At 70.7% G+C, this 12,944-nt stretch carries 9 protein-coding genes; 4 read left to right on the top strand and 5 right to left on the bottom strand.

The window, feature by feature from the left end; translation table 11 throughout:
• Positions 1–49: 49 nt before the first annotated feature.
• On the top strand, positions 50–571 hold the full coding sequence (locus ACFVT5_RS06110; protein ID WP_389881878.1) for a hypothetical protein: 522 nt from the start codon (positions 50–52) through the stop codon (positions 569–571).
• A 52-nt stretch (positions 572–623) separates the two neighbouring features.
• On the opposite strand, the gene ACFVT5_RS06105 is transcribed toward ACFVT5_RS06110, so the two are convergent.
• The 3 genes from ACFVT5_RS06105 to ACFVT5_RS06095 form a co-directional block, all read right to left on the bottom strand.
• Complete coding sequence (locus ACFVT5_RS06105; RefSeq protein WP_389881876.1) at positions 624–1,556, bottom strand: oxidoreductase; 933 nt, start codon at positions 1,554–1,556, stop codon at positions 624–626.
• Positions 1,557–1,801: 245 nt separating this feature from the next.
• Positions 1,802–4,522 (bottom strand): pyruvate, phosphate dikinase, encoded by a 2,721-nt coding sequence (ppdK, locus tag ACFVT5_RS06100; protein WP_389881875.1) that lies wholly within the window; start codon positions 4,520–4,522, stop codon positions 1,802–1,804.
• A gap of 436 nt (positions 4,523–4,958) precedes the next feature.
• Complete coding sequence (locus ACFVT5_RS06095; protein ID WP_389881873.1) at positions 4,959–6,269, bottom strand: ROK family protein; 1,311 nt, start codon at positions 6,267–6,269, stop codon at positions 4,959–4,961.
• Positions 6,270–6,460: 191 nt separating this feature from the next.
• Between ACFVT5_RS06095 and ACFVT5_RS06090 the strand changes: the two genes are divergently transcribed.
• Together ACFVT5_RS06090 and ACFVT5_RS06085 are read left to right on the top strand one after the other, a co-directional pair.
• The gene (locus ACFVT5_RS06090; RefSeq protein ID WP_389882118.1) at positions 6,461–7,918 is read left to right on the top strand and encodes a hypothetical protein; all 1,458 of its coding nucleotides are present in this window, start codon (positions 6,461–6,463) and stop codon (positions 7,916–7,918) included.
• Positions 7,915–9,882 carry a glycogen debranching N-terminal domain-containing protein gene (locus tag ACFVT5_RS06085; RefSeq protein ID WP_389881871.1) on the top strand — a complete coding sequence of 656 codons (1,968 nt, stop codon included), beginning with the start codon at positions 7,915–7,917 and terminating at the stop codon, positions 9,880–9,882. Before ACFVT5_RS06090 ends, ACFVT5_RS06085 begins: the two co-directional genes overlap by 4 nt.
• A gap of 46 nt (positions 9,883–9,928) precedes the next feature.
• On the opposite strand, the gene ACFVT5_RS06080 is transcribed toward ACFVT5_RS06085, so the two are convergent.
• Positions 9,929–10,375 carry a MarR family winged helix-turn-helix transcriptional regulator gene (locus ACFVT5_RS06080; RefSeq protein ID WP_389881869.1) on the bottom strand — a complete coding sequence of 149 codons (447 nt, stop codon included), beginning with the start codon at positions 10,373–10,375 and terminating at the stop codon, positions 9,929–9,931.
• Between the two features lie 236 nt (positions 10,376–10,611).
• Here ACFVT5_RS06080 and ACFVT5_RS06075 point away from each other — a divergent pair, with 236 nt between their 5' ends.
• Positions 10,612–11,238, top strand: a complete 627-nt coding sequence (locus tag ACFVT5_RS06075; protein WP_389881867.1) for an isochorismatase family protein — start codon at positions 10,612–10,614, stop codon at positions 11,236–11,238.
• A 73-nt stretch (positions 11,239–11,311) separates the two neighbouring features.
• Here the strand turns inward: ACFVT5_RS06075 and ACFVT5_RS06070 are convergent, their stop codons facing one another.
• Positions 11,312–12,775 carry an MFS transporter gene (locus ACFVT5_RS06070; protein ID WP_389881865.1) on the bottom strand — a complete coding sequence of 488 codons (1,464 nt, stop codon included), beginning with the start codon at positions 12,773–12,775 and terminating at the stop codon, positions 11,312–11,314.
• Between the last annotated feature and the right edge of the window lie 169 nt (positions 12,776–12,944).

The raw sequence follows: 12,944 nt of genomic DNA, 5'->3' as shown, positions 1-12,944 counted from the left end.
GCGTCAACGGCCCCCATCCCCGTACCGCCGCCGTCCTACCGTGCCACCCATGGACCCCGAATCGGCCGACCGCTCCGCCCTCGTGGACCGGCAATGGGCCGGCGACCTGCGGGCCGCCGTCTTCTGCGCACTGGCGCTGCTCTGCCTGGTCACCCTGATCGACTGCGCGAACCGCACCTTCACCCCGCTCCGGGGCGCCCTGTGGACCGGCCTCTCGCTGCTGCTCTACGCGGTCCTGCATCCCCCCAAGGTGACGGCGGGCCCCGGTCGGCTCGCCGTACACGGGACCTGGCGCACTCAGCAGGTCGCGACCGACCTGCTGATCTCGGTGCACCGCGCCGACGGGGTCGCGCCCCGGCTCGTGCTGCGGGACGCGCTGGGCAACCGGGTCACCATGGACCCGACCGTGTTCACCACCAACCCGCTGCTCTGGCACGAGGTCGAGACGGGCGCCCGCGCGGCCCGCGCCGCCGGTCTGCTGCGTACCGGCACGGCCGTCGTGGACGCGCTCGCGGACCGCGTCGACCAGGACACGGCCCGCGGGGTCTTCGAGGCGTCGGGAATCACCTGACCCGTGGGGATCACCTGACCCGTCAGGATCACCGGACCCGTGGGGATTCCGCTCACGGCTCCAGGGCCTCGTACGTCACCCCCGTCAGTTCCTCCGACGCCTTCCACAGGCGGGCGGCGGAAGCGTCGTCCAGGGTCCACTTGGTCCGCCAGGACAACACGGGCGGGCCGCGCCAGCCGGCGAACCGGGGGCCGATGAAGGTGTCCGGGGTGACGCCGGGCGCCGTGGCCGCGTACAGGGTGGGGAGCGCGCCCGCCTCCGGCGACTGCGCGGCGATCCGGTTGCCGAATTCCACGACGCGTTCGGCGGCCTTGCGGCCCTCCATACGGACGCCCGCCGTCTGGAGGTTGGTACGGGCGTAGCCGGGGTGGGCCGCCGCCGCGACGACATCGGAACCGGCGGCGGCGAGGCGGCGGGCGAGTTCGTGCGTGAAGAGCAGGTTGGCGGTCTTGGAGCGGCCGTAGGCGATCCAACGGCGGTAGCGGCGCTCGCTGTTGAGGTCGGAGAGGTCGACGTTCGACAGGACGTGCATTCCGCTGGAGACGGTGACCACGCGGGCGCGGGGGGTGCCGAGGAGTTCCGGCATCAGCAGCCCGGTGAGCGCGAAGTGCCCGAGGTGGTTCACGCCGAACTGCATCTCGAAGCCGTCGGCGGTGCGGCGGCGCGGCAGCGCCATCACGCCCGCGTTGTTGATCAGCAGATCGAGCCGGTCGTGCGAGTTCCCGAACGCGGCGGCGAACCGCCGTACCGATTCGAGTGACGCGAGGTCGAGCGGGACGAACCGCGTGTCGGCGCCGGGGACCTCGGCGGTGATGCGGTCGTGGGCGGCCCGGCCGCGTTCCTCGCTGCGGCAGGCGAGGAGGACCCGGGCACCGTGCCGGGCCAGTTCGCGGGCGGCGACATAGCCGATGCCGCTGTTGGCGCCGGTGACGACGGCGGTCCGTCCGCTCTGGTCGGGGATGTCGCGCGCGGTCCAGCCGTTCATGACGGTGTGCTCCCTCGCGAGGCGATGGTTGCTTTCGGGTTCTGCCTTCCGGTTCTACCTTCCCGTTCTATCGCTCCCCCGGCCCGGTCGCGCGGCAACGCGACAAAGGGCGGCACCCCCGCACAAGGGTGCCGCCCTTCGCTCACGCACCGGGACCGCTGCCGCGTCGCTGAGGGTCGGGGTGACCGACAGCGGCACCGGGGTCGATACGGCCCGCCCTTGGGGGCCGTCGTCCGTCTCCAGGTCTAGCGGTGATCGCTGCCGTTCGCGCTGGACGCCGCGCGCCCCGCCTCCAGACGGGCCACCGGGATCCGGAACGGTGAGCAGGACACGTAGTCCAGGCCGACCTCGTGGAAGAAGTGGACGGACTCGGGGTCGCCGCCGTGCTCGCCGCAGACGCCGAGCTTGAGGTCGGGCCGGGTGGCGCGCCCGGCGAGGACCGCGGAGCGGACGAGGGAGCCGACGCCGTCCCTGTCGATGGTCTCGAACGGGGAGACCCCGAAGATGCCCTTCTCCAAGTAGGCGGTGAAGAAGCTGGCCTCGACGTCGTCGCGGGAGAAGCCCCACACGGTCTGGGTGAGGTCGTTGGTGCCGAAGGAGAAGAACTCGGCGGCCTCGGCGATCTGTCCGGCGGTCAGCGCGGCGCGCGGCAGTTCGATCATGGTGCCGAGCGCGAGCTTGAGGTCGATACCGGTGCGCGCCTGGACCTCGCCGATGACCTGTTCGGCCTCGTCGCGGACGATCTCCAGCTCCTGGACGGTGCCGACGAGCGGGATCATGATCTCGGCGCGCGGGTCGCCCTTGGCGTTCTTCCGTTCCGCGACGGCCTCGGCGATGGCCCGTACCTGCATGGCGAACAGGCCGGGGATGACGAGCCCGAGGCGGACCCCGCGCAGACCCAGCATGGGGTTCTGCTCGTGCAGCCGGTGGACGGCCTGGAGGAGGCGCAGATCGTTCTCGTTGTGGTCCTTGCGGGACTCGGCGAGCGCGACCCGTACGGAGAGTTCGGTGATGTCGGGCAGGAACTCGTGCAGCGGCGGGTCGAGGAGGCGCACGGTGACGGGCAGTCCGTCCATCGCCTCGAACAGCTCCACGAAGTCCCGCTTCTGGAGCGGCAGCAGATCGCCGAGGGCCTTCTCGCGCTCCTCCTCGGTGTCGGCGAGGATCAGCTTCTCGACCAGTTCGCGGCGCTCGCCGAGGAACATGTGCTCGGTGCGGCACAGGCCGATGCCCTGGGCGCCGAAGCGGCGGGCGCGCAGCGCGTCCTCGGCGTTGTCGGCGTTGGCGCGCACCCGCAGCCGGCGGACCCGGTCGGCGTACGCCATGATCCGGTGGACGGCGCCCACGAGTTCGTCGGCGTCGTCGGCGCCCGCGTGCATCCGGCCCTCGAAGTACTCCACGACCGGGGACGGCACGACGGGGACCTCACCGAGGTAGACCTTGCCGGTGGAGCCGTCGATGGAGACGACGTCGCCTTCCTCCACCACGACACCGCCCTGCGCGGTCAACCGCCGCCGCTTGGTGTCGACTTCGAGGTCCTCGGCGCCGCACACACAGGTCTTGCCCATCCCGCGGGCGACGACGGCGGCGTGCGAGGTCTTGCCGCCGCGTGAGGTGAGGATGCCTTCGGCGGCGATCATGCCGTCGAGGTCGTCGGGGTTGGTCTCGCGGCGGATCAGGATGACCTTCTCGCCGGACCGTGACCACTTGATCGCGGTGTACGAGTCGAAGACGGCCTTGCCGACGGCGGCGCCCGGTGAGGCGGCGATGCCACGCCCGATCTTCTCGACCTTGGCGTCCTCGTCGAAGCGCGGGAACATCAGCTGCGCGAGCTGGGCGCCGGTGACCCGCTGAAGGGCCTCGGCCTCGTCGATGAGGCCCTGGTCGACCAGTTGGGTCGCGATCCGGAAGGCGGCACCGGCGGTGCGCTTGCCGACCCGGGTCTGGAGCATCCACAACTGGCCGCGCTCGATGGTGAATTCGATGTCGCAGAGATCCTTGTAGTGGGTCTCCAGGGTCTCCATGATCTGCATGAGCTGGTCGTACGACTTCTTGTCGATCCGCTCCAGGTCGGCGAGCGGCACGGTGTTGCGGATACCGGCGACGACGTCCTCGCCCTGCGCGTTCTGGAGGTAGTCGCCGTAGACGCCCTGCTGGCCGCTCGCGGGGTCGCGGGTGAAGGCGACGCCGGTACCCGAGTCGGGGCCGAGGTTGCCGAAGACCATGGAGCAGACGTTGACGGCGGTGCCGAGGTCGTGCGGGATGCGCTCCTGGCGGCGGTAGAGCTTGGCGCGGTCGGTGTTCCAGGAGTCGAAGACGGCCTTGATGGCGAGGTCCATCTGCTCGCGCGGGTCCTGCGGGAAGTCGCGTCCCGCCTCGGTCTTGACGATCTTCTTGAAGCGGGTGACGAGCTTCTTGAGGTCGGCGGCGTCGAGGTCGGTGTCGACGGTGACCTTCTTGGCGGCCTTGGCCTTGTCGAGGGCGTCCTCGAACTGTTCCCCGTCGACGCCGAGCACGGTCTTGCCGAACATCTGGATGAGCCGCCGGTAGGAGTCCCAGGCGAATCGCTCGTCGCCCGCCTGCTGGGCGAGTCCGATCACGGACTTGTCGGAGAGTCCGATGTTGAGGACGGTGTCCATCATGCCGGGCATGGAGAACTTGGCGCCGGAGCGGACCGAGACGAGCAGCGGGTCGTCGGCCTGACCGAGCTTCTTGCCCATCTTCTGTTCCAGGGCGCCCAGATGAGCGGAGACCTCGTCACGGAGTGCCACCGGCTCATGGCCGCTGTCGAGGTAGACCTTGCAGGCTTCTGTCGTGATGGTGAAGCCAGGGGGAACGGGCAGACCGAGATTGGTCATCTCGGCGAGGTTCGCGCCCTTCCCGCCGAGCAGATCCTTGAGGTCCTTGTTTCCCTCGGTGAAGTCGTAAACGAACTTCGCTACATGGGGATCGTTGTTTTCCGACACGGGTCTCGACTCCTCGACGACTCGGTGGCTGCCCTGACGGCGAGGAACATACCCAGATCGAAGGCGCCTGGGTACGTCCACTTGTGCGTCATACGGCCGTAACCACTCGTCCGCCAGCAGATCGAAAGTCCTCCTCGGAGGGTCCGAGGAGGCTCATTGCCTTCACTTCCTGAACGATTCAACACCTACCCTTAACACGGGCCGCTCAAATGAGCCCCTTACGGCCCACTTGATTTCGGGGCGTGAACGGCGAAGCGATGGCACTCAGTGCCATCCCTTGGGGAAGTGCAGGATCGGTGCATATGCTCATCTGAGCGTACGCCTGATCAGAGGTGGCGAGAATCACGCCGTTTCAGGGGGCCGAATTTCAGCATCCGGACGATCAAGGTGCGAATCGCGCGTGGATCGTGACCGTACATCAGCAATCAGTGACGCCTCAGAAGCCGAGCGCGCCCAGCCGTTGCTCGATCCGCTCCGGCGCGTACAGCTCCTCGACCACCAGCGCACCCGCCCCGACCAGGCCCGCGCGCTCGCCGAGCCGGGCCGTGACGACCTCCAGATGGGCCGTGGAGCGCGGCAGCGCGCGCTGGTAGAGCAGTTCACGGACGCCGGTGAGGAAGGGCGTTCCGGCCAGATCTCCGGCGATCATCAGAACGCCCGGATTCAGCAGCGTCACCACGGTCGCCAGGACCTCGCCGACCTGCCGCCCGGCGTCCCGCGCGAGCCGCACCGCCTCCGGGTGCCCGGCCGCGAGCAGCGCCCGTACGTCCGATCCCGACGAGGCCGGTACCCCCGTGTCCGTCAGCCGCCGGGCGAGCGCCCGCCCGCTGGCCACTGCCGCCAGACAGCCGTACGAGCCGCAGCCGCACCGCGCGTCCGCGCCGTCCGGCACCCGGATGTGGCCGATGTCCCCGGCGCCGCCGTCGATGCCCCGGTAGATCGCGCCGTCGACCACGACTCCGGCCCCTATGCCGGTGGAGACCTTGACCAGTACGAAGGCGGAGCAGTCGGGGAAGGCGGTGCGCTGTTCGCCGTACGCGATGAGGTTGGCGTCGTTGTCTACGAGGACCGGGACCGGGGGGCGGGCGGGGGTGCGGTCGGGTGAGCGGTCGGCGGGGGCGGGGTCCGGTTCGGTGCCGGTGCCAACGTCGGCGCCTGTGCCGGTGCCGGTGCCGGCCTGCCGTTCCGCTTCCGTGCCCGTGTGCTCCGTGAACGCGTGCCGCATCCGTGCCCTTATGTCGTAGCCGTCCCAGCCCGGCATGATCGGCGGCTGGACGACCCGGCCCGTCGCGGTGTCCACGGGACCCGGCACCGCGAGACCGATCCCGCACACCAGGTCGGGTCCGCACTCGGCCTTGGCCAGCAACTCGGCGAACCAGCGGCCGAGTTCGTCCAGGACCGCCTCCGGGCCCGCGTCAACGCGCAGCGGCCCCTTGTGCTCGGCGAGCAGGGTGCCGTCGAGGGTGAGGACGGCGGCGCGCGCGTGCCGGGTTTCGAGGTCGGCGGCGAGCACGACGGCGTGCGAGGTGTCGAACTCCAGCCGGATCGAGGGGCGCCCACCGAGCGGCGAGTCCACCGGACCGGCGGCGCCCTCGCGCAGCCAGCCCGCCCGGAAGAGCCGGTCGAGCCGCTGGCCGACCGTGGCCCGGGAGAGCCCGGTGGCGTGCTGGAGCGCTCCCCGCGTGGTCGCGCGTCCGCTGCGCACCAGGTGGAGCAGGTCCCCGGCGCTCGCCTGGTTCCCGGCCATCGTTACCCCCTTGCGTTGCCCAATCCCACGTTACATATTGAGTTTTGCGTGTTAAATAGACGTAACTCTACGATGCCATCTACGGAACTGACGGGTCGGCAGGGCGCGTACCGCGCTGTCCGGAGCCGGCCCGGCGTCGGACCGGCACCGGCCCGGCACCCTGGGACCCGGAGGAGACCCGCGTGTACCGCATGACCCGGCTGGCCGTCGCCCCGGCGCCCGGCACCCGGAACTCCACGCTCCATGACCGGGCGGCGCGGGTGCTCCACCGCAACTGGACCGGCACGTCGACCGTGCCGTCCCGCGGGCTGTACCCGCACCAGTGGTCGTGGGACTCCGCGTTCATCGCGATCGGGCTGCGCCATGTGTCGCCGCTGCGCGCCCAGCTCGAACTGGAGACGCTGCTGCGCGCGCAGTGGGCCGACGGCCGTGTCCCGCACATCGTGTTCAACCCCTCCGTCCCGCTGGACGCCTATTTTCCCAGCCCCGACTTCTGGCGCTCCGCCACCGCGGGCCGCGCGGCGGGTGCTCCGCGCACCGTACAGACCTCGGGCATCGTGCAGCCTCCCGTGCACGCGCTGGCGGCGTGGCTGGTGCACTGCGCCGACCCGGGACTGTCCCGGGCCCGCTCCTTCCTCGCCAGGATCCATCCGCTCCTCGCGTCCTGGCACCGCTATCTGCTGCACCGCAGGGACGCGGGCGGCGGCGGTCTCGCGTCGGTCGTGCACCCGTGGGAACAGGGCATGGACAACAGCCCCTGCTGGGACACCCCGCTGGCCCGCGTCGAGCCCGCCGCGCCCGACACCTTCCGCCGCGCCGACCTGGCCCACGGCACCGCGGACGACCGGCCCACCGATCTGGACTACGGCCGCTATGTCCGGCTCGCCACCGACTACCGCGACCGGCGGTACGCGGACGGGCCCGCCGTGTTCCGTGCCTTCGCGGTCGAGGACCCCGCGTTCAACGCGCTGCTGATCGCGTCGGAACACGCGCTGGCGCGGATCGCCGCCGAACTCGGCGCGGGCGGCGGCGCGCGGCACAGCAGGGCCGAGCGGCTCACCGATGCGCTGGTCGAGCGGCTGTGGGACCCGGAGCGCGAGATCTTCCTCTGCCGCGATCTGGGCACCGACACGCTGGTGCCCGAGCGCGGCGTCGCGGGCCTGGTCCCGCTGATCCTGCCGGCGCTCCCCCGGCACATCGCCGACGCCTTGATTCGTACGGCGCGCGGCCCGCACTTCGGGCTCGGCGGGGCGGCCCGTCTCGTCCCCAGCTACGACCTGGAGGGCCACGCCTTCGACCCGCAGCGGTACTGGCGCGGCCCGGCCTGGTTCAACACCAACTGGCTCCTTGAGCGGGGCCTGCGGCTGCACGGCGAGCGGTCCGGCGCGGACCTGCTGCGCTCGGCGCTGCTCACCACGGCCGACGCCTCCGGCTTCGCCGAGTACGTGCACCCGTACACCGGTGAGGCGTGCGGGGCACGGGACTTCGGCTGGACGGCGGCGCTGGCACTGGATCTGCTGCACAGCACACCGAACGAGCCGTACGGCATCACATCGGGCGACGCGCCGGGCGAGGTCCCGGTGCGCGAGGGCACCGGTCACGGGGGCGTCAGGGCCTCCGGCGGCCGAGGAGGAGGGGATCGGCGATGACCGACCGGCATCACCTGCTCGTACACGGCGGCACATTCGCGGCCGTGAGCGAGAGCGGGGACATCAACGGCGTACGCGGTGGTACGTCACCGGGCGGCCTGTTCGTGCGGGACGCGCGGCATCTGAGCCGCTGGCAGCTGACCGTGGACGGCGCGGTCCCGGACGTCCTGACGCCCGTCGGACCCGGGGACACCGCGCGCTGTGTGCTCGTACCGCGCGGGGGCCGTCAGGAGCCGCCCTCGTGCACGGTCTTCCGTGAACAGGCCGTCACGGACAGTGGTTTCGTGGAGAGCCTGCGGGTGGTGAGCAACCGGGCGGTGCCGACGACGGTACGGGTCGCGGTGACCGTGGACGCCGACTTCACGGACCCTTTCGAACTCCGTTCCGACCACCGCACGTATCTGAAGACAGGGGCCGTGCGGTACCGCGAAATCCTCGACGACGGCGTGGAGTTCAGCTACCGGCGCGGTGAGTGGCGCTCGCTGACCACCGTGACGTGCGACCCGGCGCCGGACGGCGTCGAGGAGACCGGTACGGGGGCGCGGCGCCTGGTGTGGGCGGTGGAACTGGCCGCGCACGGCGCCGCGGAGCTGATCCTGCGCGCGACGGCCCGGCCGCACGGGGCACCCGGGGAGCCGGTGCCGCCGAAGTCGCCGACCGCCGCCGCCGCTGAACTGGCCGCGCTTCAGGGCGAGTTGGCGGACGTCTTCTTCACCTCGGGTGCCGGTTCGACGGTGCGGACCGGGGGTGCGTGGCCGGAGTTGGCGGACGCGTGTGCCCGGGGCCTCGCGGACCTCGCGGTGCTCCGGGTGTCGGCGACGGGCCCGGACGGCGAGGAGCTACGCGTACCGGCCGCCGGCATCCCCTGGTTCCCCACCCTGCTCGGCCGGGACGCCCTCCTGACCTCCCTCTTCGCCCTCCCCCACGTACCGTCCCTCGCCGCCGCGACACTGCCCGCGCTCGCCGCGACGCAGGCCACCGAGACCGGCCGGGACACGGTCGCCCAGCCCGGCAAGATCGTCCACGAGGTGCGGCACGGGGAGTTGGCGCACTTCGGGCAGATCCCGTACGGCCGTTACTACGGCTCGGTCGACGCGACCCCGCTCTTCCTGGTGCTGCTCGGCGCGTACACGGAGTCCACCGGGGACACCACGCTCGCCCGCCGCCTCGAATCGCACGCGCGCGCGGCGGTGGGCTGGATGCTGGACCACGGCGGGCTGACCTCACGCGGCTATCTGGTGTACCGCGCCGACGGACGGGGCCTGGCCAACCAGAACTGGAAGGACTCCCCCGGCGCGATCTGCTCCGCCGACGGCACGAAGGCCGCGGGCCCCGTGACGGCGGCGGGGGCGCAGGGGTACGCGTACGACGCGCTCTGTCGTACCGCGCACATCGCGCGGACCGTGTGGGACGACGCGGTGTACGCGGATCTGCTGACGCAGGCCGCCGCCGATCTGCGGGACCGTTTCCAGCGGGACTTCTGGATGGACGACCACGGATTCCCCGCACTGGCGTTGGACGGCGAGGGCCGCCATGTCGACGCCCTCGCCTCGGACGCGGGACACCTGCTCTGGTCGGGTCTTCTGGACAAGGAGTACGGGGAGTTGGTGGGCCGGCGCCTCCTGGAACCGGACTTCTTCTCCGGCTGGGGCGTCCGCACCCTGGCCGCAGGGCAGCCCGCGTACCATCCGCTCTCCTACCACCGGGGCTCGGTCTGGCCCCACGACAACGCCCTCATCGCCCTCGGCCTCGCGCGCTACGGCCTGCACGACGAGGCCCGGACGGTGGCCCGCGCCCTGATCGACGCCGCCGCGTCCGACGCCAACCGTCTGCCGGAGGTCATGGCGGGCTACGCCCGCGAGTCGTACCCGTCGCCGGTCCCGTATCCCCACGCCTGCGAAAGGGAGTCACGCTCGGCGGCGACGCCTTTGGCGCTGCTTACGGCGGTGGGGGGCGGGGTGTAACGACGGGATGTAGGGACGGGGTTCCTTGCCGGGGCTTCAACGGTTGTCAACGCGCTTCGCGCTGAAGCTCGGCGACCTGGCGGAGCGCTGTCTTGAACGCCGTGTACTCCGGTTCGCCCAGTGCCTGCGCCTGGCGTTCCTCGATGGCGCCCATGATGGACGCGGCGGCCTGCATCTGGAGCAGCCCACGGTCGGTGGGGCAGATGAGTTTGGCCCGGCGGTCGGCGGGGTCGGGCCGGCGTTCGACGTAGCCGAGCCGTTCCAGGTCGTCGATGAGTGTCCCGATGATCTGTTTGTGCTGCCCGGAGAGCTGCGCCAGTTCGCTGGCGCGGATGCCGTCGGCCCTCAGGTAGGCGAGCACGGCTCCGGTACGGGGCTGGATGTCGTCGAATCCCTGCTCGGCGAGAGACGCGTACAGCTCTCGCTGGACGGCGAACAGCAGCCGCGCGGCGAGCACGCCGACGTCCGGATCTTTGGCTTCCAGCCCGGTCAACGCCGTCTCCCGTCCCGGCGGTCGTTCGCCGCTCGCCCCTGTGACCGGCGATTTTAGTCACCCTCCGCCCGACCCATGCCTCACCGTCACCGGCGCTTGCGCTCCGGGGGAAGGCGACCTACATTTGAAACAAGTCACGAACCTTGACTATCAAGATTAATGACTAAAGTACTTCGTAAGGCAAGACAGTCAAGACGGCGCCAGACAGCGCCAGACAGGACTCAAGGAGCGGAAAAATGAACGAGCCCAGCAAGTTCCTGGAGCCGATCACCCGGACGAACGTGGCCGTGGTGCTCGTAGACCACCAGGTCGGCCTCCTGTCAGGAGTGCGGGACATTCCCGTGGACGAGCTGAAGCACAACGTCGCGGCCCTCGCACGGGCGGCGACCGCGCTGGACATCCCGCTGGTCGCCACCACCACGGCGGCCGACAGCCTGTGGGGGCCGACCGCACCCGAACTGGTCGAGGCGCTGCCCGCCGGGCAGAAGATCATCGACCGGAGCACGGTCAACGCCTGGCACGACGACCGGGTACGTGAGGCCATCATGGCGACCGGCCGCCGGAAACTGATCTTCGCGGGAGTGTCGCTGGAGGTCTGCGCGGCTCTGCCGGCCTACGCGGCCATCGCCGCCGGGTACGACGCGTATGTGGCCGTCGACGCGTCGGGCACCTTCAGCCGGACCAAGCGGGAGGCGGGCCTGCTCCGCATGCAACAGGCCGGAGTCATCCTCAGCGACTACGCCACGCTCATGGTCGAGGCCCTGGCGGACAACGCCGCCCCGGAGTCCGGAGCGGTCTATGCGGCACTGGACATGCCGTTCGCGGTCCTGGTCGGCCAGATCTCGGCGGCGGCCCAGCGTTAGCCCGCGAAGGGCCTGTACGGTTCCTGTCGGTTCCTGTCGGTTCCTGTCGGTTCCTGTCCGGTCGACGTGGGCGTCACCCCTTCGAGCGGGCCTCCGCCGGTTCCGGGGTGGATGTCGCCCCCGGTCGCAGTCGCAGGGCCGTGCGGTCCGCTGTGCGGCGGGCCCAGGTTCCGCTGGTCAGGGCGCCGATCGTCAGGACCAGTAGGCCGCAGACGGTAAGGATCCAGTAGGCGGGGCGGCTCGCGGCCACGAAGTCCGTGCGGTACGAGGTCGCGGTCACGCCCGTCGCGAGGACCGCTCCGATCACCGCGACGCCCAGCGTGGTGCCGATCTGGCGGCTGGTCGACGCCACGGCCGAGGCGACGCCGGCCTGTTCGCGGGGCATGCCGGAGACGGCGGTGTTGGTGATCGGGGCGTTGACGAAACCGAAGCCGAGACCGAACAGGACGTACCCGATGACCAGGGTCGCGTCCGACGTCTCCGCGCCGAAGCCGGCGAACATCACCCCGCTGAGGGTCATCGCAACCCCGGCGATCAGCAGCGAGACGCGCGGTCCGCGATTGCCGACGATCCGTCCGGACAGGGGTGCGCAGACGAACGTCATCGCCGCCATCGGCAGCATCCACAGCCCCGCGTGCAGGGCGGACAGACCCCGTACCTCCTGGAGATACAGGGTGTTCAGGAACAGGAACCCGCCCAGCGCGGCAAAGGCGCTCACCGCGATCACGGTCGCCCCACTGAACGGCGCGCTACGGAAGAACCGCAGGTCGATCAGGGGTTCCGCGCGCCGGGGCTCGTAGAAGATCAGTCCGATGAGGGAGACCAGCGCGAGGGCGCCGAAGGTGAGGATCTTCGGCGAGGTGATGCCGGAGCCGGGGGCCTCGATGATCGCGTACGTCAGCGAGCCGAGCAGGGCGATCACCAGGAGCTGGGCGACCGGGTCGGGGCGGCGCGGCTTCGGGGCGCGGGACTCCGGGACGTACCGGATGGTCAGGAGCAGGGCGGCGATGCCCACCGGGAGGTTGATCCAGAAGATCGAGCGCCAGCTGACCGCGTCGACCAGGAGACCACCGATCAGAGGGCCCGCCGCCATGGATATGCCGACGACGGCGCCCCAGGCACCAATGGCGCGGGCCCGCTCACGCGGGTCCGTGAAGGTGTTCGTGATGATCGACATCGCGACCGGATTGAGCATTGAGCCGCCGACCGCCTGGAGCATACGGAACACGACCAGCAGCTCCAGATTCGGCGCCACGGAGCAGAGCAGGGAGCCGAGCGTGAACAGGACCAGGCCGTACTTGAAGACGCGGCGTCTGCCGATCCGGTCGGCCGTGGAACCGGCCAGCATCAGCAGCGAGGCGAGCACCAGTGTGTACGCGTCGATCGTCCACTGGAGTCCGGCCACGCTCGCGTCCAGATCACGCTGGATGGAGGGCAGGGCGACATTCAGCACGGTGGTGTCGAGGCTGACGATCAGCAGGCTCATACAGCAGATCCCCAGCACGAGCATCCGGCGTCGGTGGCTCAGCTCGGACATCTATCAATAGTACGCCTAACTAACAACATTGGCGTGTGGGGCGTCGTGGGTGAGAATGGGGGGATGTCCACGTCCGCCCAAGCCGTCTCCGTAGCCGACGCCGCCCCTGCCGACGCCGCCGCTGCTACCTCCACCGCTGCCTCCGCCACCGCGGCCTCCTCCCGCGCCC

It is taken from the genome of Streptomyces sp. NPDC058001, assembly GCF_042886315.1.
Taxonomy (GTDB): domain Bacteria; phylum Actinomycetota; class Actinomycetes; order Streptomycetales; family Streptomycetaceae; genus Streptomyces.
Note: the sequence above shows the minus strand (reverse complement) of the source record. Positions and strands in the feature narration are given on the sequence as shown.